Source organism: Streptomyces sp. NPDC058457, from assembly GCF_042720695.1.
In the GTDB taxonomy this organism is placed as follows: Bacteria; Actinomycetota; Actinomycetes; order Streptomycetales; family Streptomycetaceae; genus Streptomyces.
In genome coordinates this window covers 154,910-178,222 of record NZ_JBHXLU010000007.1, presented here as the reverse complement: position 1 = coordinate 178,222, position 23,313 = coordinate 154,910, and the positions used below count along the sequence as shown (strand labels likewise).

Annotated in this window: 24 protein-coding genes and 3 pseudogenes; 8 read left to right on the top strand and 19 right to left on the bottom strand. The window is 67.8% G+C overall.

Annotated features, from left to right (window positions below; all coding sequences use genetic code 11):
• Nucleotides 1-279 precede the first annotated feature (279 nt).
• Both ACFWPS_RS08800 and ACFWPS_RS08795 read right to left on the bottom strand, forming a co-directional pair.
• A complete protein-coding gene (locus ACFWPS_RS08800) occupies nt 280-1,140 on the bottom strand; it encodes an MBL fold metallo-hydrolase (protein WP_383702538.1) in 861 nt (286 codons plus the stop codon).
• A 74-nt stretch (nt 1,141-1,214) separates the two neighbouring features.
• Entirely contained in the window at nt 1,215-1,832 is a 618-nt protein-coding gene (locus ACFWPS_RS08795) for a hypothetical protein (protein WP_383702536.1), read from the bottom strand.
• 171 nt (nt 1,833-2,003) lie between these two features.
• Here ACFWPS_RS08795 and ACFWPS_RS08790 point away from each other — a divergent pair, with 171 nt between their 5' ends.
• Nucleotides 2,004-2,426, top strand: a complete 423-nt coding sequence (locus tag ACFWPS_RS08790; protein ID WP_383702534.1) for a winged helix-turn-helix transcriptional regulator — start codon at nt 2,004-2,006, stop codon at nt 2,424-2,426.
• A gap of 495 nt (nt 2,427-2,921) precedes the next feature.
• Here the strand turns inward: ACFWPS_RS08790 and ACFWPS_RS08785 are convergent, their stop codons facing one another.
• The 9 genes from ACFWPS_RS08785 to ACFWPS_RS08745 form a co-directional block, all read right to left on the bottom strand.
• Entirely contained in the window at nt 2,922-3,341 is a 420-nt protein-coding gene (locus ACFWPS_RS08785) for a response regulator transcription factor (protein WP_383702532.1), read from the bottom strand.
• A 58-nt stretch (nt 3,342-3,399) separates the two neighbouring features.
• Nucleotides 3,400-3,594, bottom strand: a complete 195-nt coding sequence (locus tag ACFWPS_RS08780) for a LuxR C-terminal-related transcriptional regulator (RefSeq protein ID WP_383702530.1) — start codon at nt 3,592-3,594, stop codon at nt 3,400-3,402.
• Between the two features lie 26 nt (nt 3,595-3,620).
• Nucleotides 3,621-4,001, bottom strand: coding sequence for a YybH family protein (locus ACFWPS_RS08775; protein WP_383702528.1), 381 nt, complete (start codon nt 3,999-4,001; stop codon nt 3,621-3,623).
• Nucleotides 4,002-4,150: 149 nt separating this feature from the next.
• Nucleotides 4,151-4,933, bottom strand: a complete 783-nt coding sequence (locus ACFWPS_RS08770; RefSeq protein WP_383702526.1) for an alpha/beta fold hydrolase — start codon at nt 4,931-4,933, stop codon at nt 4,151-4,153.
• Between the two features lie 247 nt (nt 4,934-5,180).
• Nucleotides 5,181-6,077: an AraC family transcriptional regulator gene (locus ACFWPS_RS08765; RefSeq protein ID WP_383702524.1), complete on the bottom strand. Its 897-nt coding sequence runs from the start codon at nt 6,075-6,077 to the stop codon at nt 5,181-5,183.
• A 190-nt stretch (nt 6,078-6,267) separates the two neighbouring features.
• Nucleotides 6,268-7,074 carry an MIP/aquaporin family protein gene (locus ACFWPS_RS08760; protein WP_383702522.1) on the bottom strand — a complete coding sequence of 269 codons (807 nt, stop codon included), beginning with the start codon at nt 7,072-7,074 and terminating at the stop codon, nt 6,268-6,270.
• 2 nt (nt 7,075-7,076) lie between these two features.
• The gene (locus tag ACFWPS_RS08755; protein ID WP_383702520.1) at nt 7,077-7,274 is read right to left on the bottom strand and encodes a hypothetical protein; all 198 of its coding nucleotides are present in this window, start codon (nt 7,272-7,274) and stop codon (nt 7,077-7,079) included.
• 329 nt (nt 7,275-7,603) lie between these two features.
• The gene (locus ACFWPS_RS08750) at nt 7,604-8,266 is read right to left on the bottom strand and encodes an HD domain-containing protein (protein ID WP_383702518.1); all 663 of its coding nucleotides are present in this window, start codon (nt 8,264-8,266) and stop codon (nt 7,604-7,606) included.
• Nucleotides 8,263-8,610 (bottom strand): DUF6616 family protein, encoded by a 348-nt coding sequence (locus ACFWPS_RS08745; protein ID WP_383702516.1) that lies wholly within the window; start codon nt 8,608-8,610, stop codon nt 8,263-8,265. The genes ACFWPS_RS08750 and ACFWPS_RS08745 overlap by 4 nt, the downstream gene beginning before the upstream one ends.
• Before the next feature lie 78 nt (nt 8,611-8,688).
• Here ACFWPS_RS08745 and ACFWPS_RS08740 point away from each other — a divergent pair, with 78 nt between their 5' ends.
• The gene (locus tag ACFWPS_RS08740; protein ID WP_383702514.1) at nt 8,689-9,654 is read left to right on the top strand and encodes a GlxA family transcriptional regulator; all 966 of its coding nucleotides are present in this window, start codon (nt 8,689-8,691) and stop codon (nt 9,652-9,654) included.
• Nucleotides 9,655-9,682: 28 nt separating this feature from the next.
• On the opposite strand, the pseudogene ACFWPS_RS08735 reads toward ACFWPS_RS08740, so the two are convergent.
• Both ACFWPS_RS08735 and ACFWPS_RS08730 read right to left on the bottom strand, forming a co-directional pair.
• Nucleotides 9,683-9,916, bottom strand: a pseudogene (locus tag ACFWPS_RS08735) (IS110 family transposase); the annotation flags it as partial.
• 168 nt (nt 9,917-10,084) lie between these two features.
• Nucleotides 10,085-11,032 (bottom strand): GlxA family transcriptional regulator, encoded by a 948-nt coding sequence (locus ACFWPS_RS08730; protein ID WP_383702512.1) that lies wholly within the window; start codon nt 11,030-11,032, stop codon nt 10,085-10,087.
• A gap of 286 nt (nt 11,033-11,318) precedes the next feature.
• Here ACFWPS_RS08730 and ACFWPS_RS08725 point away from each other — a divergent pair, with 286 nt between their 5' ends.
• Together ACFWPS_RS08725 and ACFWPS_RS08720 are read left to right on the top strand one after the other, a co-directional pair.
• Complete coding sequence (locus ACFWPS_RS08725) at nt 11,319-12,119, top strand: alpha/beta fold hydrolase (RefSeq protein ID WP_383702509.1); 801 nt, start codon at nt 11,319-11,321, stop codon at nt 12,117-12,119.
• A gap of 157 nt (nt 12,120-12,276) precedes the next feature.
• Nucleotides 12,277-13,326 (top strand): nuclear transport factor 2 family protein, encoded by a 1,050-nt coding sequence (locus tag ACFWPS_RS08720; protein ID WP_383702507.1) that lies wholly within the window; start codon nt 12,277-12,279, stop codon nt 13,324-13,326.
• Nucleotides 13,327-13,613: 287 nt separating this feature from the next.
• Here the strand turns inward: ACFWPS_RS08720 and ACFWPS_RS08715 are convergent, their stop codons facing one another.
• From ACFWPS_RS08715 to ACFWPS_RS08705, 3 genes and pseudogenes are all read right to left on the bottom strand, one after another.
• A complete protein-coding gene (locus ACFWPS_RS08715) occupies nt 13,614-14,141 on the bottom strand; it encodes a hypothetical protein (RefSeq protein WP_383702505.1) in 528 nt (175 codons plus the stop codon).
• Nucleotides 14,142-14,726: 585 nt separating this feature from the next.
• Nucleotides 14,727-14,879, bottom strand: a pseudogene (locus tag ACFWPS_RS08710) (oxidoreductase); the annotation flags it as partial.
• Between the two features lie 78 nt (nt 14,880-14,957).
• The gene (locus ACFWPS_RS08705; RefSeq protein WP_383702503.1) at nt 14,958-15,560 is read right to left on the bottom strand and encodes a TetR/AcrR family transcriptional regulator; all 603 of its coding nucleotides are present in this window, start codon (nt 15,558-15,560) and stop codon (nt 14,958-14,960) included.
• Nucleotides 15,561-15,673: 113 nt separating this feature from the next.
• Between ACFWPS_RS08705 and ACFWPS_RS08700 the strand changes: the two genes are divergently transcribed.
• Nucleotides 15,674-17,911 (top strand): MMPL family transporter, encoded by a 2,238-nt coding sequence (locus ACFWPS_RS08700; RefSeq protein ID WP_383702501.1) that lies wholly within the window; start codon nt 15,674-15,676, stop codon nt 17,909-17,911.
• Between the two features lie 1,626 nt (nt 17,912-19,537).
• Here the strand turns inward: ACFWPS_RS08700 and ACFWPS_RS08695 are convergent.
• From ACFWPS_RS08695 to ACFWPS_RS08685, 3 genes are all read right to left on the bottom strand, one after another.
• A complete protein-coding gene (locus tag ACFWPS_RS08695; protein WP_383702499.1) occupies nt 19,538-20,326 on the bottom strand; it encodes a peptidoglycan-binding protein in 789 nt (262 codons plus the stop codon).
• Nucleotides 20,323-20,484, bottom strand: coding sequence for a hypothetical protein (locus tag ACFWPS_RS08690; RefSeq protein ID WP_383702497.1), 162 nt, complete (start codon nt 20,482-20,484; stop codon nt 20,323-20,325). Before ACFWPS_RS08690 ends, ACFWPS_RS08695 begins: the two co-directional genes overlap by 4 nt.
• Before the next feature lie 158 nt (nt 20,485-20,642).
• Nucleotides 20,643-21,254 (bottom strand): peptidoglycan-binding protein, encoded by a 612-nt coding sequence (locus ACFWPS_RS08685; RefSeq protein ID WP_383702495.1) that lies wholly within the window; start codon nt 21,252-21,254, stop codon nt 20,643-20,645.
• Between the two features lie 455 nt (nt 21,255-21,709).
• On the opposite strand from ACFWPS_RS08685, the pseudogene ACFWPS_RS08680 reads away from it, so the two are divergent.
• From ACFWPS_RS08680 to ACFWPS_RS08670, 3 genes and pseudogenes are all read left to right on the top strand, one after another.
• A pseudogene (locus ACFWPS_RS08680) lies at nt 21,710-22,057 on the top strand (ISAzo13 family transposase); the annotation flags it as partial.
• A 143-nt stretch (nt 22,058-22,200) separates the two neighbouring features.
• Nucleotides 22,201-22,605, top strand: coding sequence for an SUKH-4 family immunity protein (locus tag ACFWPS_RS08675; protein WP_383702493.1), 405 nt, complete (start codon nt 22,201-22,203; stop codon nt 22,603-22,605).
• Between the two features lie 191 nt (nt 22,606-22,796).
• Nucleotides 22,797-23,285 carry a hypothetical protein gene (locus ACFWPS_RS08670; RefSeq protein ID WP_383702491.1) on the top strand — a complete coding sequence of 163 codons (489 nt, stop codon included), beginning with the start codon at nt 22,797-22,799 and terminating at the stop codon, nt 23,283-23,285.
• The last annotated feature ends 28 nt before the right edge of the window (nt 23,286-23,313 follow it).

The window sequence follows — 23,313 nt, the reverse complement described above, 5'->3', positions numbered from 1 at the left end:
GCACCTGATGTCTCAGGCTCGATGGCGGCGTCGAAGTCGACGGAGTGGGCGGTCAGCCTGCCGAGCAGCTTGGGGAACGCCTTCCCTCAATGGCGAGCGGTGAGCTCGCGCTGCTCGATCGGGCAGTACCAGCCTTTCAACGACGTGCTCACTCCTCGGATCGCAGCCGAGCTGGGACGTCCGACCAAAGCCGATGCTGCTTTCCACCGACGGCATGACCGGAAGTGATGCCCTGGCTCGCGGCTTCCTCTCACGCTGCGGCCGAAGCCGGTCTCAGGTTCAGCTCTGCGCGTCCATGAGCGCGGTGGCCGTGAGCCACACGACAGCCCGGTTGAGGCGTTCGGGATGAAGGGAGCACATGGCGTCGAAGAATTCGATCCGGCTCGTTGTCTCCTTCAGGAGCCGGTCCGCGTCACGGATGTACTGCCGAGTTTCCTCGATGGTGGTGGGACTGTCCGGAAGTGCCTTGTTCTTGTGCCCGCAGACGACGTGGCGCGGCGCGAGGCGCTCGGCCGCGTCGAGCGCCTGAAGCCACTTTGCACGCCCGCCGCCCGCAGATTCGGAGAGGTACGCGTGCACGCCGTTATAAACGACATCGCCGGCGACGACGAGCCCGATCGAGGGAACGTGCAGCACGGTGGTGCCGTCGGTATCACTGTGCCCGACATCGACGGAGCGCAGAACGTTGCCCTCCAGAAGAAAGCCCTGCGGTGGTACGGGTCGCGCGAGCACCGGAGTCGGCGGGATCTGACCGGGGAACAGGTTGTCCCACTGGGCCCTTCTGAATTCCGCCGAGCTCTGCTGCCGCATGAGACGGATGCTGTCCTCGCCGGCGAGAACCACCGCGCCGGGGAAGCGCTCGACCAGAGGGCCGGAGCCGAACCAGTGGTCACCGTGACCGTGCGTGATGAAAATGTGTTCAAGGCGCTTGCCCGACTGTTCGACCCAGTCACCCACCCTCCGGGCCTGCTCGATCGTCAGCGGTGGATCGACCAGCACAGCATTCTTCTCCCCATAGATCAGCGTGGTCGACATCGGCGACCAGGAGAACAGCTCTCCGTTCGGAATGGGATCCGTGACGCTGGTGGGGATCGGATCGGAGATGAAGACTTCGTACGCCAAATCGGTCTGGGAGACCATCTCTACCACGCCCTTTTCCGTGTGGTGGTTGCCTGGCGGCACCTTGATGGGGCCGGACAGCTCAGCCGCCCCTCTCACCTCGGAGCAATGACGTCCCAGTGCTCGACGGCTCGCCCGTCCGCCACCCGGAACAGGTCGTGGAACACGAAGTCGGCCCCCGCGAAGACGCCCACCGAACGGAAGTAGGCGAAGTTCCCCTCGGCGACGACGTCCAGTACGTCGGAGTACTTGAGGGACTGGCCGGACTTCGCCAACTCACCCAGTGCGGCCGCCAGCCCGCTGATGCCGTCGGCGAAGCGGGGATTGTGCTGGATGTAGGACTCGCCCGCCAGGTAGTGGTCCAGGTCGGAGAAGTCGTTGTCGACCAGAATCGTGCGCACCGTCTCTTCCGCCACCCTGCGCGTGGCGTCCGCGTCGGCCGCCGTGTCGATGACGGCGACCCCGTCGACCTGGGTGTGACCGTTGGCCGTCTGTTCCACGATCGGCTCCTGGTCACCCCAGTGGCCGGTGATCTGCCCGTCCGCGACCCGCCAGAGATCGAAGGCTGCGGCCTGTCCGCCGTCGGGGAACGTGGTCGTGGCGTGAGTCACGACGAAGTCCCCCTGTGCCAGCACGCGGTGCACCTGGTTCTTGCGGCCAGATGTGTCGTCATTGGCCGCGAGGACGACCTGCTTGTTGGCTTCGGTGGTCATGGCGTTCGCCTCTTGTCGTTCGTAAGCGGGGTTTGACTGTCGTACGGCCGCACCGGACCCCGTTGAGGGCTGCGGTCACGCCGGAGAAGTGAGTACAAAAAATGTACCCACTGATGACGTTAATCTAGCACAGTGAGTACTGAATCTGCACCGACGCCCCGTGTCTGTTCCGTGGCCGACGCGGTAGCCGTCGTGGGTGAACGCCATTCGCTGCTGATCGTGCGCGAGCTGCTGTACGGCAACCGCCGCTTCTCCGAGATCGCCGACGCCGTCGGGCTCTCCCGGACACTGCTGTCCACACGGCTGCGTCGGCTGGAGACGGCCGGCGTCGTGGAACGGCGGCGCTACAGCGAGCATCCACCGCGTGACGAATACATCCTCACGGAGGCAGGCCGGGCCCTGCTCCCCGTGCTCGCCGCCCTCAAGGAGTGGGGCGACACGTACTGCCGGGACGGCATCGCCACAGCGGAGTTCCAGCACCGATGCGGTGCCGTCCTGCACACCCGAGCGGACTGTGCCGCCTGCGGCGAGGAGATCCGCTTCGAGGATCTGGCCGTGGTGGGAGGCACCCACCCGCCGCAGATACGACCCTGAGCCGCCCGAGGAAGCCTCGGAGCCGGACCTGGGACGTCTCTTCCGGATCATCGGATCGTTGATCCGGTGCGCCGTTGACCGACGCCCAGTGGGCACGGATCACGCCCGTGTCACCCCACCGGATGCCAGGTCGGGTGCGCGGTGGCAGGGTCGACGCGATCACGTTCAAGTACCGGACCGGCCCGCTCTCCGAACCGGGCCGACACCGAAGGCGACCTCGGCTGGACCGTCACGGTGGACTCCCCTGTCGCCTGCACTCACCAGCACACCGCCGGGCCCAGGTCAGAGTGTCCGTGCCTGCGTGGCGGCCACGGCGGGCTCCTGTGCCGATCTCCAGGTCCCCGAAGAGCTGGACGATCTGCCGCTCCGGGCGCACGCGACTTATCAGAGCGTGCAGCCGGGCGGTGAGGACGACGAAAGAGAAGGGCTTCGTCGGACAGTCGTCGGCCCCGGTCTCCGGTCCTTCCGCTTCGTCGTACTCACCGTCTTTCGCCGTCAGCATGAGAATCGGGGCGTTGTCGCCGATCGACTGCAGGTGGGCGCGCACTTTGCAGCCGTTGAGGCCGGCATCACGACGTCGGTAATGATCACGTCGTGGGTGTCGGCCGCCGCCTTGGCGAGACCGTCAAGGCTGTCGCTCGCGGCGTCCACCGCGAAACCCTCTGCGCGAAGGCCCTGTTGGAGCAGCTCCATGAGACGGGCGTCGTCGTCCGTCACCAGCACACGCATGGCGTCCGTCTTGCCCGACCGGGCGTGTCGAGCGCCGAAGAGGATCTTCAGGACGTTCAGCGGAACTTCGGCCGGCGGATCGGACTGCCCTCGCGACCGGCGGGCAGAGGCGGCCGAATCCGCTGCCTGGCCCGGCAGCACATTGATCGCCGAGTCGATCGACCGGGTGGTGACCCCATCATTCACCGGGACGTCTTCCTGCCCTGGACGCTGCCCGAGGTGGATGCACGCAAGTGCGGTCAGCTCAATCCGGAGTTCCCGGGGGCGCCGGATTCCGACCCGACAACTCGGCTTCCCGTCCGTGGAGTTCGTTCGCGAGTTGTACGCGCGAGTGAATGCCCAGCCTGGCGAAGATCGACCGGACGTGGGTGCCGATCGTGCTCGGCGACAGCCCCAGGCCGGCGGCGGCTGCGTTGGTGGGAGGGGGCCGGCCGGGCATCGGGGGGCCCGGCCGCCCACGGACTCTCAGGCGGCGGTACCGAGGGGGTTGAGGATCGCCATGCGCCAGGTGCCGTCCTGACCACGACGGGCGACATTGGCCGTGGTGCCGGTGGCCTTCTTCCGGTTGCCGTCGGGACCGGTGATCTCGAGGGTCCACTCCTCGCTGATCAACGCGATGTCGCCGCCGGCCACAACGCGCGACGGGCCGTTGGACAGCTGGGCGTTACCGGCGATCGACCCTGCCGTGTAGTCGCGCAGCGCCTGACCTGTGACGGTCTCACCGGTGACGGTACGCATGACCGCGCCGGGGGCGAGCAGGCTCAGGACCTCGTCAAGATTGCCGGAGTTCATGGCCTTCTCGAAGGCCGGGGGGAGCTGCGCCGGGTCGGTAATGGGAGTCGACATGGTCGTTCCTCTCAGAATTGGATGTCGTGCAGACCGTTGAAACGGCGGGTGCTGAGACCCGTGTGTGAATGTCGCCGGGATGCCGCGCGGGCAGCACCGCTGTGCTGACCGCCGCTGCACGTTCCACGCGCGGGAGGGGTGTGGGACCGTCAGGCATGCCGGCGAAGGAAGCCGGCCAATGCCGGGTTGACGTGGTCGGGATGAGTGAGGTTCGGCGTGTGTCCGGCCCCGGTCACGGTGACCAGCTCCTGGGCACCGGGGATCTTCCCGGCCAGTGCCTGGCCCAACGGGTAGGGAATCGGCTGGTCCGCGTCGCCATGGACGACCAAGGCCGGCACCGTGATCTCACCGAGCCGGTCGGTGATGTCGTCCACCCCCATCAGGACCTGCACCGCGTCGGCGAGCCGCTCACGCGGCTGTGCCCTCCACTTCGCCAGCCACTGGTCGTGGATCGCGGGCTGTCCCAGCAGCATCCCCAGCAATACCGGGGCCACTGCCTCCGGACCCGCGGCGCGGAATCCCTCCGACACACCACGCATCTGCGCCAGCGCCTCGGGCGGCCAGGCGACCGACGTCGTGTCGATCAGTATCAGGGCCTTGACCCGTTCAGGTGCCAGCAAAGCGGCCCGCATCGACAGAAAGCCGCCCTGCGAATGCCCCACCAGCGCCGCCTGCCGCACGCCCAGGTGATCCAGCAGCCCGATCAAGTCGGCGGCCGAGTCCCAGTAGGTGTAGGTCTTGCCGTCGTCCTCGGTCCGGCCGTGCAGCCGCTCGTCCCACACGACGACCCGAAAGTCCCCGGCCAGGAGCTGGATCTGATGCACCCACATGTCACGGTCCATGAGGTTGCCGTGGCTGAAGACCACGACCGGGCCCTCACCACCGCTGTCCTCGAAGTAGAGGCGGGCACCGTTGACGTCTGCGTACGGCATGGTTGTTTTCTCCCTTCCTCCCGGCCTCGCCAGGCAGTCAGAGACTTGACCGGAAGCGGATAACGCGCTGACTGCGTGCTTAAACAATGCGCGATGCGTGCTGCGCCGGCGAGGTGCGCAAGAGTCGCGCCATGGTCGAAAATGGACTCACTGATCCGCTCAAGGCGTGCGCCTCGGAGAGCCCGGCTCGGCGCAGTCCCCGCCCCACGGCCCAGATGCCTCTGGCTGTCCCAAGCGGGCGGGGTTGTCAGCGCTGCGTGGCTCGGAACGCGCCGGGAGTGGCACCCACCGTCCGCTCGAAGAACTTCCCGAAGTTGGTGGGCTCCGTGAAGCCCAGCATGCGCCCGACGGACGCGACAGGAAGGCCGGTATGCACCAGCAGCCGCTGGGCCTCCAGGGCGACACGGTCGTCGATGAGATCCTTCGCGGTACGGCCCGTAGCGGCCAGACAGGCTCGCGTAAGCGTCCGCGGCGAGTAACCGAGGTGCGCGGCATACTCGGCAGCACGGCGCCTCGTGGCGAACGCGCGTTCCAGCTCGCCACGGAAGACCCGGAACACCTCGCCCCCCGCCGCAGGATTCCATTCACCGGGATGCGGCAACCGGGCAATACGCACCAGCAGTGCAGCAAGAAGCTGCCGCAGCAGCTCCACGGTGAGTTCCGCCTGCGAAGCGTCCCGCTCGGCCAGCGTGGCGTATTCCGCCGCTATCTCGGCCACCGCCACCGACATGGCCCGGTACTCCACCGCGGACAGGGAGAAAGCGGCAGGACTGAGTCCCTCGTCGATGACGGCTGAACTGGCAGGCACCGGCGGTGGAAAGGCGGGCGTGAACACCACCAAGGTCGCATCGAGATCCGCAATGCCCCCCTGCGGATCCGCAGGGAAACGCTGCACCTGGCCAGGACGCAAATGCAGCAGCGTCCCCGGAGCGCACGGGTAACCCACAAAGTCGATCAACGCGGTACCCTCGCCGCGGGTGACCAGGGTCAGCTGATGGAAGTCCGGACGACTGGGCGCCGCCGCCACAGACGGCGACAGCCGCTCACGCAGCATCGCGAAGGACAAAACCTCCAGCCCCAGCCGGGGCTGATCCGGATTGTAATAGCTGACGTCGACAACATCCGGGCTTCCCATACCAGCCATACACCCATGATCGCAGCTGCGGCTGACCAGGAGGCCGGCGCAAGCCTTTGCACGGCCGCCTTCCGCCTGCCGAGCCCGGACCGGGGCGAAAGACATCGCACGGCGAGTCGTCCTGGAAGCCAAAGGCCTCCTGGGACACGGCGACGCGCCCGTATCGCGGCGCAGCTCGGCTTCACCAACGCCACCGACTTCAGCAAGCCCTGCTCTCCGATCGCCTCTCGCGCGACCGGCCGTCGCTCCTCCCCGGAGGATGGACAGGGCGACATGCCTGGTACCGGGCGACCCCACCAGTGAGGGCCGCGCCTGCAAGGGGTGCCACCAGGTAGAGCCACAGATGTGACCAGTCACCCGGCCGGTGGGCCCACAGAGCGGGGCCGAACTGACGGGCGGGATTGGCGGACCCGCCAGTGAGGGTACCGAGGGCGATCATGACCACGGCGGTGGCGGCGGGGCGAGCCAGCGGGATCCAGCGTGTCCACGAGCGACGGGACATCAGCAGCAGGGTGACGGTGAGGACAGCGGCGGTAGACATGGCTTCGACGGTGAACAGCAAGGCTTGCGAGCAGGAAGGCGCGGGTTCGACCGCGGCGTAGGACATCCGGTCCGCGAGGACCGGGCCCCACACGAAGCGGGCCAGGCCGGTACCCGCCGCGGAACCGGTGAGCTGGGCGGCGAAGTACGCCGGAACCCGGCGGCCGGGGAAGGCACCGGTCAGCCACAGACCGAAGGTCACCGCCGGGTTGAGATGTCCGCCGGAACAACGGCCCCATGGAGAGGACAGTGCCCCCGCGAGCGCCGCGCCGACAATCACCGCCACGACCGCGGACTGAGGATACGGTTTTGGCAGGGCCCCGCTGAGTGGCGATGCCGTCACCCAGCGGACAGCGGTCACCACGACGAACAGGACACTGCCAGTAAGGACGAACTCTGCGGCCATCGCCACCCAGGCGTTGGCATCAGTTGTCCGCCGCGCAGGTACGCCGGTAACCGTGGACACGGTCAGGCCCGGGCCAGCAGGCCGATGGCGACCCTGGCGCCCAGGTCCGGAAACACCGGCAGGCCCAGATCGGCACACCGCTCGAGCATCGCTTGTTTCAGACAGCAATCCGGGGCGGCGCTCACGACCACCGCGGTGGTCGGCTTCTTGCCGCTGTCGATGATCGGCGCAAGGATCTGGTGCCGCTCGGCGAGCGTCAACCGGCCGTCGATCAGGAGCGGCGCGTCGCGCTCGCCTGTGACCAGGACGGACGAGTTGTTCGGACAAGTGCCCCGGCAGCATGGACGTTATGGGTCAGGACGGGCATGTGGTGCGCTTTCGTTCATGGAGTGCCCCGGGGTGGCTCAGGCGGCCGTGGTGGCGGCCACGTGCTGGTCCCGGGCGCGGGTGAGCGCGTCGGCCGAGGTCGCACCGCGCACGGTCCCCCTGTACTTCCGCTCCCGCTCCCGACGGCATCGGTCCCCGCATCGCGACCGCCCTGGCCTTCCTCGCGGCCACGGCACCCGGCCGCGGGCATCGTGAGACGTCGTTACTCCGGACGCACCGGGGCGGCGACCAGTTCGTCCAGCCCGGGGAACGGATTGTCCGGCCGGTGCTTGCGATACACGATGTCGACGAACGACACCGGCGCCCACTTCGACGGCTGCTCGTCGATCTGATGGACCACCTGTGCATGGATCTTGTTCCGCAGATCCAGATACGGAAACGCCTCGTGCGCCGCGTCCAGTACCGCCCGGTCCACCTCCTCGACACCGAAGGCGAACATGTCGGCACCGATACCGAAATGCGCGAGAGCGCCGACCAGATGCTTGTGGGGCGCGATCCCCGGCGAGGTGTGCAGCGCCACCGCATCCCAGATCTGGTCGGCGGCGACATCGGACAGCCCGTGCTCCCGGGCGAATCGAGCGGCCCGGAACGCACCGTCCACCTCGAACCGGTTCGGACCCTGCCCCGCGTCGGTCAGACCGATGTCGTGCAGCACCGTGGCGAGAAAGAGCGTCTCGTCGTCGTAGTCCACCCCGGCAACGAGGTTCCTGGCGGTGGCGGTACTACGAGCGTAGAAGTAGCTGCGGACCGTGTGGTTGAGCAGCCATTCCGGAGAGTGCTCGGCAGTGAAGGCAACAGCGGCCTCCGTAGCCGCGGTACACGGCCACCCTCCGATCTCCTCCGGCAGATTCTCGAGCACGCTCACCTGACCTCAGCCTCCAGTGCCAGGTGCTCGGCCATGACCGCATCGGCCGGCCGCAGCTCACCCACGACGTTGGACTGCTCGAAGTAGGTGTACCAGCCGGAGCGTTCGACACCGCTCAGGAACACGTCTGCCACTTCCCGCGAAGGGGCCTGCCAGACCGCGAACCATTCATAGGACGCGGAATGCGCGGCCGGTTCCACCCTGCCCCAGCCAAGCGTCACGAAGCCGATGTCCGCGAGCTGTTTCATGGCTTCCTGAATCCCGGTGAACAGGTCGTTCCGCGCCTCCTCGTCGGCGGCGAAGAACGCGGGCTTCGGTGTCCATGTCTCGACGACTACGTACATACTGCGCGTCTCCTCACTAATCGCGATCAGCGTGATGCGACCAGCCTAGGAAGACCGGCGTCACCATACGATGGCCAGATGGACATTAATCCCAAGGATCCGGCCAAGGTCGCAGTGGTGGTGCAGCCGGGCTACGTGCTGTTGGACGTAGCCGTTCCCCAGCAGGTCTTCGGCCGCTGGCCGGACTGGGTGACCGCCTGCTGGCCCGGCGGCGCCCCCTACGAGCTGACCCTGGTGAGCGCGGTTCCCGCGGAGAACTCGCTGGTGCCCCGCGAGGTCGAGCCGCTCGACCGGCTGGACACGGCGGACACCGTGATCGTCGCCGGAGTGCAGGACCCCACCGGGTCTCCGGACGCCGAACTGGTCGAACGACTGCGTGACGCACACGACCGGGGCAGCCGCATGGTGTCGATCTGCACGGGCGCCTTCGCCCTGGCTGCGGCCGGGATCCTGGACGGCCGCAGCGCCACCACCCACTGGCGCTGGGCCGGCCTGCTGCGAGACCGCCACCCGTCGGTCAAGGTCCGCGAAGCGGAGCTCTACGTCGAGGACGCCGGCGTCTTCACCTCCGCGGGTGTCCTCGCCGGAACCGACCTGTGCCTGCATCTCCTGCGGCTCGACCATGGTCAGGCCGCCGCCAACACGATGGCCCGCTTCCTGGTCAGTCCGCCCCACCGCGAAGGAGGACAGGCCCAGTTCATCGAGCACATCCCGCCCGACGGCGACTCCGAGATCACCGACGTGATCGCCTGGATCCTGGAACACCTCGACGAGCCGCTCTCCCTGGAGTCGGTCAGCCGGTACAGCCACATGAGCACACGAACCCTGCGTCGCAGATTCCGGGTCGTGACCGGAACGAGCCTCATGAACTGGGTGGCCGTGCAACGCGTAGCCCGCGCGCGCGAACTCCTCGAGACCACTCGCCTGGGCATCGACGACATCGCCCACCGAAGCGGCTTCGGCTCCGCGGAGTCATTGCGCATCCACTTCACCGCGACGACCAGGACCAGCCCGTCGAACTATCGCCGCACCTTCGCTTCCTGATGCTGTTGCCAAGCGATCGCAACCACAGGGGCGCCACTTCGTAGCGACTTCGGTCACTGATCAGGGCCCACAGGACGTTGCCGCGCCGACGGGCGAGGGCGAGCTCGGCTTGGAGGTGCTTCTTCCCTCCGGCGCGTTCGCGGTCGTAGAACTTCCGCGAGCTCGGGTCGTAGCGGACGCTGACCAGCGCGGAAGTGTAGAAGACGCGCTGGAGCCTTCGGCGGTGGACCAGTGACCGGTGAGGGTCGCCGCCGACCTTGCCCGGGCTGCCGCACAGGGCCGAACTGCGCGATCATGCCCGTTCGAGCCGTGCGGGCCACGAGCCTTCTCGACGCCCTGCCGTGAGGCGTTCTTCCTGCCCTGGACACCGCCGGGACGGACGCGCGCCTGGGTCGACGGACTCCGTGACCGCGCGGTCCGGTCTTCGCCGTCAGGCGGCCTGGTGCTGGAAGGTGCGGCGATAGGCCGTGGGGGTATTGCCGACGGTGTCGCGGAAGCGGGCGCGCATGTTGGCGCCGCTGCCGAGGCCGCACCGGACGGCGATCTGCTCCACCTGGAGGTCGGTGGCCTCCAGGAGTTCTCGCGCACGGTTGATGCGGGCGGTCAGGAGCCATTGGTGGGGGCTGACGCCGGTTTCCTGGCGCCACAGGCGCGTCAGGGTGCGTGGGGAGACTCCGGCGCGGTCGGCGAGGTGGGGGATGGTGAGGTCTTCTTCGAGGTGGAGCAGGGCCCAGTCACGGGTGTCGGCGAGCGTGGTGGCCTGGGGGGCGGGGAGGCTCCGGTTGATGTACTGGGCCTGTCCGCCGTCGCGGTGCGGGGCGGCGACGATGTCCCTGGCGATGTCGTTCGCGACGGCTGCGCCGAGGTCTTTGCGGACCAGGTGCAGACACAGGTCGATGCCGGCCGTGAAGCCCGCGGAGGTCAGGATGGTGTCGTTGTCGATGTAGAGGACGTTGCGGTCGACGCGCAGCCGGGGGTAGAGCTCTTCGAGGGCATCCGCCATGGCCCAGTGGGTGGTGACGGTGCGGCCGTCGAGCAGTCCGGCCGAGGCGACGGCGAAGGCGCCGGTGCAGATGGAAGCGATGCGTATCCCGGCGCGGCCGGCGAGCTTGAGAGCGGCCCTCACCCGCGGGCGCGGAGGGCGCCGGAAGTCCTCGAAGCCCGGGACGATGATCGTGTCCGCTTCGGCGAGCGCCTCGAGACCCGCGGTCAGCCCGAGGGTGAAACCGGAACTCGTGGTCACGGCCTCCTCGGTGTCGCCGCACACCGTGAGCTCGTAGGGGGTGTTCGGACGGGCGTTGAAGATCTGCGTGGGGATCCCCAGATCCATGGGCAGCACGCCGTCGACCGCCAGGACCATGACCCGATGCCTGTTCATGGCCGCAATATTACGCCTGGCATCAATCTCGCAGGGAGGGCCAGGAAGTCGCCGTGCCCTGACCCAGGAATGCTGTCGGGATAAATCTCCTGGTCAAGCGCTGCTCGTGTGGCCGGAAAGCAAAGGACCAGTCGCAACACTCTGGCCCAAAAGATGCGCATGGCGGCAGATGAGCCGTGGCCTGGAAGAGAGGTTCCGGAACAGGATCGAAGGGCGAGCGCGGGGCAGCCGACTCCACACACCGGTGGAGCGGTCCGAGAGCCCCGGCCCCGGACGAGGAGCCGCAATGACTTCGCAGAATGTGGTGGGCCGCTTCTTCGACGTGCAGGGCGGCCAGGTGTACGCCCACGTCCGCGAGGGTGACAGCCCGGCGCTGATCTTCCTGCACTACTACGGAGGCTCACGGCGCACCTGGATCCCGGTGCTGCAGCGCCTGGATCCAGGACAGGGCTTCGTGGCCTACGACCAGCGCGGATGGGGCGACTCCACGAGCGTGCCGGGACCTTATGGCCTGGAGCAGCTCGCGGACGACGCGCAGCAGGTCATCGACGCGCTCGGATACTCCGGCTACGTGCTCGTCGGGCATTCCATGGGCGGCAAGGTGGCTCAGCTGCTGGCCGCACGCAAGCCCGCCGGTCTGAGGGGAGTCGTCCTCGTGGCGCCCGCGCCGCCCGCCCCGATCGGGGTGACCGAGCAGATGCAGGAGATGGCTTTCCACGCCTACGAAAGCGAGGAGGCGATTCTTCAGAGCATCGACCTGATGCTGACCCACGGCGGGCTGACTCCCGAGCTGCGCCGGCAGGTGGTCGAGGACAGTATGCGCGGCGGCGAGCAGGCGCGTCTTGCATGGTCGCGCCAGGGCATGGTCCATGACGCGTCGGCCGGCGTCTCAGCCATCGAGGTGCCGGTGCTGGTTCTCGCGGGCAGCCACGACAAGGTCGACCCGCCGACCGTGCTCGCCGAGCACCTGCTGCCGCTGATCCCGACCGCCACGCTGACCGTCCTGAAGGACACCGGCCACCTCTCCCCCCTTGAGGTACCCGACCAGGTGGCCGCGCACATCGGCGCGTTCGTCGCCCGGCTGTAAGCGCAGCACTCCAGCCGCGCATCCCCCGGTGCGGCGATCGGCTGTCACTCCACGTGCCGTGCGGCCGCACCCCCCATACCCGGCACGCGTGAGCGTGCCGCCCGGCCACCGTGCCGGTCTGCCCCGGGAACCGGGGCCCGACAGAAGGAGACACATCATGACCACCGACGCACACCTGTCCGTCTTCGAGCAGCTCGACCTCCCCGACACGAGCCTCGCCCGGGACACATTCGCCTTCGCGGCACGGACCACGCCTGCCTTCATCCACGATCACTGCGTCCGCAGCTACGTCTTCGCCCGCGCCCATGCCCAGAACCAGGGTCTGCACGCCGGTACCGACTACGACGACGAACTGCTGTTCGTCAGCTGCGTCCTGCACGACTTGGGACTGAGCGAGGAGGGCAGCAACGGCGACCAGCGTTTCGAAGTCGAAGGCGCCGACATCGCAGCGGCATTCCTCCGCGAGCACGGTGTCGAGGAACGGCGTATCGCCGTCGCCTGGGACGCCATCGCTCTGCACACCTCGGACGGCATCGCCTCGCGGAAGGGCATTGAGGTTGCGCTGGCCCAGGCTGGTACCGCCACCGACATCCTCGGAATCCAGCGTGAGAGCCTTCCGGCCGGCCTCGCCGACGAAGTGCACGCCCTGCTGCCGCGTCAGGACCTGGCCCACGGGTTCAGCGACATCATCATCACCCAGGCTGCAGCCAAGCCCCAGAAGGCGTCCCCGACGACCTTCATAGGCGATCTGCTGCGTCGCCACCTGCCCTACGGCGCCTATCCCAACTGGTACGACCTGATCGACGCGGCCGGCTGGGGCGACAAGCCGGTCGGCGTCACCGCCCGGCGCCGTGCCGAGACGCCCCAGCAGGTGGGGGCCTTGTACATGGAGTACCTGGAGGCCGGCGACGTCGAGGGTCTGGTGTCGCTCTACGAGCCGAACGCCCACTTCGTCCCCACTCCCGGAACCCACCTGGTGGGCACGGACGCCATCCGCAAGGCCATGCAGCAGATGGTGGACAGCGGTGCCCGCCTCAAGCTCGAACCGCGCGAGATCCGACAGGTCGACGACGTCGCCCTGGTGTCGAACAACGCCACCCTCACCGGGGTCGGACCGGAGCCGGTGCTCTCCACCACCACCGAGATCCTCCGACGCCAGCCGGGCGGCGGCTGGGTTCACGTCGTGGACGACCCGTTCTTCAGCTGATCGCGTCGGGCGGCCTGGGCACGGATGCACAGGCCGCCCGCCCCTCCCACGGCTTGGCGGGCATCTGATCAATGTTCAGGATGCCGTGAGGGATGTCCGTTGCGGGCCAACGGCGTTCCCGCCTCATCGCCCGGCGGCCCAGCCCCCATACCTGTTGAGGAGTGAACCGCTCCGGGTCTGACGGAGGCTCCGGAATGCCCCGAGGGCGGGAAGCGATCTTCAACCGCCTCCTTCACCGCAGGCGGAGCGTTCCTGTGAACAACTCTTACCCTTTGATGCCGCGGTGGTCAGGGGGCAGCCGGAGGTTCGCCCTTGGTGACGGCACGCCACACGGTGCTGCCCAGGTGGTGGGCGCGGTAGTGGTAGCCGCTGATGCGGATGCGGCCGCCGGCCCGGAGGCGGACCACGCAGTGCACATCGGTGCCCATGAGCCGGGCGGGGCCCCGGTCGTTCTCCTGGTAGTCCACCTGGGCGATGTCCTGCCAGGCCAGGACGCGTGCGGTGTTCGCGCGATGGTGCACAAGGCCGCCTTGGTGGAGGCGGAAGACCTCCCTTCGGCGGGTGACACTGAGGGTCAGCAGGGTGCCGCCGACGGCGAGCGCGGCCAGGCCCGTGCCGAGTAAGAAGCCGGGCGCCGGGCTGAAGCCGCTGCTTCCGGCGTCGGCGATGTATCCGATGGTCAGAGGGAGGCCGACAGCGGTGCCCAGCACGCCGACGACAAGCCAGCCCACAGCGTTGCGCCGGGCCCGCTCCCAGTCATATCCGTACTCGCCGATTAACGGTCCGATCTCATCGGCTGCGCTCGGATGCGCCATGGAGAGCCCCTTGTCCCGGACATGCAAAGAGATGCGGATGGGGAGCAGCCTAGGAGGTGGAGGGAGCAGGGTGAAAGAGGCGGCGCGACGAGCCCACGGACGTGCGGCGGCCCGAGCAGCTCACGCGAGGTCCGCGTGACCGATCAAGCGACCAGGTGACATCTATTTCGACCAGTCACACCGGAGCCGCTCCAGATCATCCGGAAGATCCCGCGAGTTAACGAACACATTTTTGTGACTGAGCAGCTCAACTGTCGCCGATGGCCACGGGCGTGCTCAGTCCGTCAGCGGCAGCGGCACGCGCCTACGACGGCCAGAGTGATGCATCCGAGGCTCGGGGGCCTTCCAGCGGCAGGCGGTCGCGGTGGTACTCCGATTCCAACCACTCCTCGACCACAAGGAGTGGGCGTGGCAGGTGCACGTCGCCGACCTCCTGCGAGGAGCGCAGATCTCGGAGTGACCTGTCGAACCGGCGTGCTGTCAGCCGCTCCGGCTGTTCTGGCCCGGTTCTTCGGTATCCACCTGCGTTCCCCGGGTGAGGGGCGTGGGGGCGCGGGGCGCTCAGGCCCCGGCGATCGCGGCCAACTACGGGAACGTGACTCCGGTGAGTTCTTGGGAGACCGCCCACAGGCGCTGGGCCGTCTCCGGGTCGCTGGCCGCCGCAGATCGGCCGACCAGGGTCGGGGCGCCGCGCACCTCACCGCGGCCGCTCGGGCCGACGAAGCTCGCGCCCGGGAGACATGCGCGCCGGTCCGGCACGACGCAGCGGCCGCATCTGCTTGATCCACCCCGGGGGCACTCCCGCGGCCGCAGGGGTCAGTGCCGTGCGCTCGCGGCCACGGCCTCGATGCCGGCGGTGAGAAAGGCCATGGCCGCGCCGACGGCCTGGTCTCGCTCGGTTCCCTCGGGATACTGGAAGATCTCGGTGACCACGGCCGCGGCCGCCGCGGCGGCGAGGCGGGGGGCGATCCCGTCCGGGGCCTGACCGGTGTCCTCGGCGATGATGCGGGCCCCCTCCTCAATGGCCGCCGCCATCCGCGCGGTGCGCACCGCCCGCAGTTCCGGGTTGGCCTCGAACATGCGCTGTTCGAGTTCGTCGGTCTCGTCGTGGCAGGCCATCTCCGCGCGCAGCCAGCCCTCCAGGGCGTGCATGACGCTCTCCCCGGCGGCGCGGCCGCGCAGCATCTCGGTCAGGTGCAGCACCGTGGCATCGAAGGTTGCGAAGGCGATGTCCTGTTTGGACCGGAAGTACAGCGTCACCGTGCGCGGGGACACCTCGGCTGCCGCGGCGATCTCCGCGATCGTCGTGGCGTCGTAGCCCTGCGCGGCGAAGAGCTCGAAGGCCGCGCGTGTGATCGCGGCCCGCCGTTTGGCTTTGCCGCGTTCACGCAGACCGTCCCCCGCCGCAACCCTGTCCATGCCATTCAGCATAGCGGCGGACTGTATTTTTACATCGAGAAGTAAAAATGCATTACGCTGTAAAAATCTTGCTGGACGACAGCTGCCGACCCTTCGGACGAAAGAGACCTGCCGTGGCGAAACGCTTGTACACGCTGGGACGTTGGGCGGCGCGCCGCCGGGGCCGGGTGCTCGCGGTGTGGGTGCTGCTCCTCGCGGTGACCGCCGGCCTGGGCACCGCCCTCGGCGGCAAGGTGACGACGGAGTTCTCGGTGCCGGGCGTCGAGTCCCAGCAGGCCCAGGACCTGCTGAAGGCGAAGTTCCCGCAAGCCGCCGGCGGCACGGCGCGGATCGTGTTCGCCGCCCCCGAGGGTGCGAAACTCACCGGCGAGAAGGAGCGGCGCGCCATCGCCGCGACCCTCAAGGAGGTCGCCGCGGTGCCAGGGGTCGTCAACGTATCCGACCCCGCGAAGACCGGCGCCGTGTCGAAGGACGGCACCATCGGCTACGCCGACGCGCTGTTCGGCAAGCCGGCCGACAGCGTGCCCCAGTCCGCCAAGGACCGGCTCGACGACGCCCTGGACCCGGCGAAGAAAGCCGGCCTCGAAGTCGAACTGGGCGGCACCGTGTCCACCCCGCCGGCCGAGGTCGGCGGCCCCGCCGAGGTCATCGGCGTGGTCGTGGCCTTCGTGGTGCTCGCGCTCGCCCTCAGCTCACTCGTGGCGGCCGGGCTGCCCCTGGTGACGGCCCTCGTCGGCGTCGGGGTGGGCGTGCTGACCGTCCAGTTCCTGTCCCGCTTCATCGAGATGACGAACACCGCGACCGTCCTCGCGCTGATGATCGGCCTGGCGGTCGGCATCGACTACGCCCTGTTCATCGTCTCCCGCCACCGCGAACAGCTCGCCGACCCCGGGCAGGACGTACCCGACTCGATCGCCCGCGCCACCGGGACGGCGGGCAGCGCCGTGACCTTCGCGGGCGTCACGGTCATCATCGCGCTCGCCGCGCTCGCCACCACCGGCATCCCCTTCCTCACCGTGATGGGCCTGGCCGCCGCCGGAACCGTACTCCTCGCGGTCCTGGTGGCCCTCACCCTCGTTCCGGCCCTGCTGGGCTTCCTCGGCGAACGCCTGCGCCCCAAGAGCGCACGGCCGGGGGAGAGTTCCCCGCAGACTCAGACGCCCGGCCGCGAGCGCAAACCCGGGTCCTGGGGTCTGGCCTGGGGCCGCCTCATGACCCGCTTCCCCGTCCCGGTCCTGGTCGTGAGCGTCCTCGGGCTGCTCGCCCTCGCCCTGCCCGCCACCGGACTGCGCCTGGGACTGCCGAGCAACGAGACCCAGCCCACCGCGAGCACCCAGCACAAGAGCTACGAACTCCTCACCAAGGGCTTCGGCCCCGGCTTCAACGCGACCCTCGTGGTCGTCGTCGACGGCACCCGGATACCGGCCGCGCAGCGCGAGACGGTCGTCGAGCAGGTCGCCGACACCGTCGGCAAGGACCCGGACATCGCGACCGTGGCCCCGCCCACGGCCACCGAGGACGGCGCGATCACCGTCCTCGGCGTCGTACCGAAGACCGGCCCCGACAACCAGAAGACCACCGACCTGGTGCACCGGCTGCGCGACCACGCGGTGACCCCGGTGACCGACGCGGGCGGCACGGCCTACGTCGCCGGTGCGACCGCCGCCGGAATCGACGTGTCGGCGAAGCTGTCCGCGGCGCTGCCACTGTTCGTCACGATCATCGTGGTGCTCGCGCTGCTCCTGCTGATGCTGGCCTTCCGCTCGATCCTGGTGCCTCTCAAGGCCGTTCTCGGCTTCCTGCTGTCCATCGCGGCCGGTCTCGGCGCGGTCGTATGGGTCTTCCAGGACGGCCACCTCACCGGACTGTTCCAGGTCGCGGCGGCGGCCCCGATCGCGTGCTTCGTGCCGGTCCTGCTGATCGGCGTCCTGTTCGGCCTCGCCATGGACTACGAGGTGTTCCTGGTCAGCCGGATGCGGGAGCACTTCCACCACCACCGGGACGCGCGGGCCGCCGTCGAGCACGGCGTGGAGCGCAGCGGCCGGGTCGTCACCGCGGCGGCCCTCATCATGGCGGCCGTCTTCGGCGGCTTCATCTTCAACCACGACCCGACCGTCAAGACGATCGGCTTCGCGCTGACCATCGGCGTCCTCGTCGACGCCTTCGTGGTCCGCCTCACCATCGTCCCCGCGGTACTGAGCCTGCTCGGCCGCCACGCCTGGGCCCTGCCCAAGTGGCTGGACCGCGCCGTCCCGAACGTGGACATCGAAGGCGACTCCCTGCCCCCACGCCGCACAGACAACCGAACGGCTCCCGTCGCCGCCGAACCCGTACGGGCCGACAGGAGCTGATCAACACTGCGTAGAACTGGCGGCCCGGCTGCCGGAGCTGAGCCGAGGGCTCCTCACCCGAGCCGCGGGCGTGAGGAGCCGTCCCGGCCGGCGATGTCGTGGACGGCTTCGACACAGAGATCGACGATCTGTTCCCGCGCAGTTCCCCCTCGCCAGTACGTCAGCTGCAGGAGCCGTTGGCCTGGCCGGCGCGGGGAACGGCCGCGTCCACACGGACGACTTCGGGGTTTCCTGGATCCGGAAGGGCTGGCGGCAGCCGCACCGCGAGGGCATACCGGCAGCCCGCCCGACCGCAGCGAGCGGTCCCAGTCCCGCAGGAATCCCGACCAGGTCTTCGAGAGACCCGCGGTCATCCTCTCCAGGTCCGGCAACGGTATCTTCGCCGACCTCCGAGTAAAGGTGCCGATGAGCGGCATGCTCAACCTCGAAGCCGGAAACACCCCACGCGGAAAAGGGCCCCCGCAGGCTCTCGCCCGCGAAGACCCTTCGCACCGTCGGGACGACAGGATTTGAACCTGCGACCCCTTGCCCCCCAGTTGTGGAGCCACTGAGCGGCGTGCGACGGGTCGTTCTTCGAGGTCAGTGTTCAGCGTACTCGGCCGAGTAAAGGAGTCCGTGTGATCGGGCCTCTGCCAGTGGAACCATCCCCGCGGGTGCGGGAGAAGCTGCCGACGGCCGTGGTGCCCGCCGATGGCCTCCGCGACGCGGCGCACGGGCGCATTCACCGAACCGTCGCGCCCCCGGTCCTCTCGCAGAGCCCCACTCAGCCGCTCCCGTGCCCGCACATCACACAACTGGAACCCCGACAGCTTCCCCAGATCATGCAACCGCGCACACAACGCAACGAACCCCTCTTCGAACAACTCCCGCAGCACCGTCTCGTCCGCCTCGGACCCGCCACCCGGCATCGACCGATGTCCCGGCCAGCCGATGCCGGCCTTCTCGTCCCGCAGTTGTAGTACGACCTCACGGCGCGGTGTGGTGACGAACGCGAAACACCCGCGGGTCTTCATGGGACGCTCCGCCACTACGGTGACCTCCCTGGCACAGTACGCGAAGTCGGATCGTCGGCCCGGCAACCTCTTGCGTCTGCTGCGAGGGCGCGAGTCCAGCCATCGGCGAACGTTTTCACCATCGCGCGCAGCAGATCCGGACTCGCCGCGGCGAGATTGTGCAGGGGCACGCTGTCAGGTGCGGTCATCGTGCTGATCTCCTTCGGGCTTCGACACCGCGAAGACAGCCGGTGGCCGTTCGCCTATGCGGGCATCATCCCGATGCCGGAGCAAACCCCCGGATCAGCTTGAACCCGTACACCACTTCCCTGGACGCAACCGGGCCGCCCTGAGCTTGATCGTTCCTGCACTGGACATGACCCACCCGCACGGGCCCAGTAGCCTGCCCGGATCGCCTGCGAGGGCCCCTGGCGCGCCAGTCGGTGGCGGCTGCTGCGGCGAAACCCTTGTTTCGCGCAAGCCGACCAAGGTTGACGTTAGGAGTCCGTTGTGGCCGGAACGGCAACAGGCCAGGCCGGCCTCCCGACCGGCTCCTGACCACGCTCGTCCATCCGGCAGGAGACCCGGTGCCGCCTCCCAAACTCCGGCTCGATAAAGCCATCAGCTAGGACAGTCAGACGTTGGGGACCTGCAGCTTGTCCCAACTGGCCTTGCCGGGGATGCCGTTGGCATCGTCACCTTCGAAGCCGAGCTTCCGCTGCCAGGCGGCGAAGGACTTCACATCGCCCGGGCCCCATACGTCGGCGTTGGCGCTCGACTGGTACCGGTTGCAGCCTTCGGCGACGAGCCGATGGTGCATTGCGGCGATGATCGGCGATTTCCGGCCGGTATGGAAGAACGACGCACCAGGGAACGGCTCGGTATCCGGCCCGGGGACGGGGTGTGAATCCTTGAAGTGGTCGTACGCCTCCTGAGCCGCCGCGAGGACATTGTCGTAGATCTTGTCCATGTACGGGCCGGCGCAGGAGGTCGAGGACCAGTGGCGGTGGTAGAAGAGGTTGCTCCTGCTGGGGCGTTCGCCGATCACCTTGGCGAAGTGCCAGCCAGCGAGACGGGCAGCGTTCCTCCAGGTGGCCTCGGCGACCGTCCAGCCGGGCGCGAGCGTCGCGTTCGCCATTTCGATGCTGATCGACCTCTGGTTGCCGGCCATGTCGCCGACGGCCCAGGCGTACTCGTTCACCTTGACGTACTGCGCGACGGCACCGGCGCCGTCCACGTCGAAGTGGGCCGAAGCCGGACGCGTCTTCCAGACGTTGAGCACACCCTGGTGCGAAAGCCGGCCGCCGTTGTGGTGCAGCGTGACCGACGTCTTCTTGTAGGACTTGTGGGTGACATGGCCCGTCGCGCTCAACTCGTCGATGAGGTTCGAGACGGTACGGTCGTAAGCGATGGTGGCGGTCACTTGAGGGCCTCCGCGTCCTTCTCGACGCCGTCCTCGGCGAAGGCGACGAAGTCGCTCTCTGGAAGGTCATCGAGGTTGTCGGTGCCGGGTCCATCGCCGGCGTCTGTCTTCTCGAGAACCGCCTTCACGTCCTCGTCGTCGAAGTTCTTCGCGGGCATGACGCCGTCCTTTCAGTTCCACAACTTTGTGTCGCCAGTGGTACTCAGGATCAAGAATTCCCGCGTCACCATTCGAGATGTCATCACGTCAACCACCATCGGATGGTCGAGGCGTAGAACTGCTGGTTGATGTAGCGGTCGAATCCGAAGGCCGGCCTTTAGACGTTGGGGACCTGCAGCTTGTCCCAACTGGCCTTGCCGGGGATGCCGTTGGCATCGTCACCTTCGAAGCCGAGCTTCCGCTGCCAGGCGGCGAAGGACTTCACATCGCCCGGGCCCCATACGTCGGCGTTGGCGCTCGACTGGTACTGGTTGCAGCCTTCGGCGACGAGCCGACGGTGCATTGCGGCGATGATCGGCGATTTCCGTCCGGTATGGAAGAACGACGCACCAGGGAACGGTTCGAAGTTGGTGGGGCCGGCGGACCCGCCATCCATGTACTTCTTGTAGGCCCCGTTCACGAACGTCGACCATTGGTTCCAGTTGTGTGCGTCCTTGATGGCTTTTGCCGTCTTGGCGTTGTAGAGCGGGTTCTTGAGCTTTCCCTCAACCCTGAGCATGTCCGGTGGGGAGAACTGCCCTGGATGCTTCAGGGAACGTATCTGGAAGAGACCAATGGACGGCCCCCACTTGTGGTCGACCAGATCCTGGTCTCCGATGATGCCTGGGTCGCCTCTGGACTCTGCCATGGCGACGGCCGCCGCGGTTTTGATGTCATTGCCGGTGAACCCTGCCTGTACGGCAAGGGCGCGCAGCTCGGTCAGGGTCATTCTCATATTCCGACGCCCCTCTAACTTGTTGATCAGAAGCCATGCCCACATGGCGCATCACGGTGTCGGATCAAGGACCGGGAATTGGTCGGAATTCCCGACCCGGGAGGAGATGTTGCCGAAATCCGATAACTGCACCTGCGGGTAAGGGATGAAATCCCGCTGCGAGCTTCCCCAAATTGGCACGTATACACACAGGAGATCACGGATCCCCTTGGCCGCGCCTCCGTGGTGCGAGGCGGCTTTGCGAGGCGCGAAAGATCGCTTATTGCCACTGTAAGACAGTGTCAGGGATCGGGCAAACAGAGCGCTAAGGGCTCGAAGAGAATCAAACTGTCGCTTCCCCCGATCCGGCTTGTTGGTGTGGTGTGCGCATCCCCGAACCGGTCTTTCACCAACTCGCTGTGAAGTTTGAGGTGTTGTTCCCGCATCTGGACGCGCGGCAACGACGGCTGATGATGGGGGCCCAGGCCCGGATCCTGGGACACGGCGGCATCCGGGCGCTCGCGCGGGCGGCCCGGGTCTGCGAGACGACGGCCCGCAAGGGCGTGCATGAGTTGGAGGCCGGCGAGGAGCCAATGAACCGGGTCCGCGGGCCCGGCGGTGGTCGGCACAAGGCCGTGGACTGTGATCCGGCTCTGCGGCCTGCGCTGCTGGCACTGGTGGAACCTGACGAGCGGGACGATCCGATGTCGCCACTGCGGTGGCCGGTGAAGTCGACCAGAAGCCTCGCAGCCGCGCTCACCCGTCAGGGGCACCGGGTGAGCGCGGACACGATCGGAGAACTGTTGCGTGAGGAGGGGAACCCCATGGTGTGGTCCATGCCGGATATGGCCGCCCGTCCGGACGCACCCGACGGCACTCGGACGAGCATGTGGGCTGGTGCTGTGACCGCTTAGGTTCACCGGCTTGGTGAAGAGTCGGCGGGGCGGGCTATTTTCTCGGCATGAACGACGCCGAAGTCGCCTCACTCTTGGCCGGATGTGCTCGCTGCCCGTACCCCGGGGTGTGGCAGGACTCCCCTTTTACGGAACGCACGGTCGGCGGGGTGCGGTATGCCCTGGTCGCGGTCGACCCAGGGCTGAGCGCACTCGTCCTACGGCGTGACGACGGCTCGCTGTGGTGTCTGCCGGAGGACGGTGTTTCCCAGCTGGTGAACTCCAGCGTTGAGGCGTTCATCGCCTTCAACCGTGCATATGACGAGGCCGCGGACCCTGCCGAGCAAGCCGCCGACGCGCTCACTGAAGCGTTGCTGGAACGATTCGGGGTGCTTGATGCCGAGGCCGTTGCCGACGAGAACTCCTTCTGGCACATCGGGGCTGAGGAACTGGGCTACGGCATGAGTGTGTGACCACGCAGAACATCGAGGCAGGCTGCTTAGAACTCGTAACACGATCTTGTCGGGGCCGTGGGCAGCCAGCTGTGATCGTGGACCATGACCTGTAGGCGCTGATTGAGCAGATGCTGCCGAACCGGCAAGGGGAAGGCTTCCGTCCCGGACTCGCTGTCGACCTGGTAGAAACGCTTTGAAGGGGGAGGATCATGGGCGGCTTCAAGTGTGAATGCGGCAACATCTTCAGCGGTTCCCACAACCCAGGTCAGCAGTTCCGGCTCGTCCCTGACGAGCTCTTCGACCAGATCGCCTGGCCTGCTCCTGCCGATCTCGACACTCAGGAGCGGCAGCGTGCCGTGGAAGCGTCGTTCTCGTCGCTGTACGTCTGTGGCAACTGCGGGCGGCTTCACAGGGATGGCGAGAGCGGAACGGTCATCTCGTACGTCGCCGATGTCTCCCTACCTCGTATCTGGGCCGACTTCGCCCTGCGGGATGGCATCGGTCGAATCCTCCTCTGCCAGGACAGGAGCCTTGCTGACATCTGCCGCCAGAAGCTTCTCCTCAACCCGCCTTTGTCCGTGGTCCTCTACGACGAATCGGGTGCTGAGGCGTCGGGGGAGGCCGAGTTCGGCCTGGACGCTTCCGGCAGCTACGACGAAACGCTTTGGGCGGTCAGGCTGGATGATCGCTCCGCCTGAGGATTCGATGGCGGGCTCGCGGCTGGGC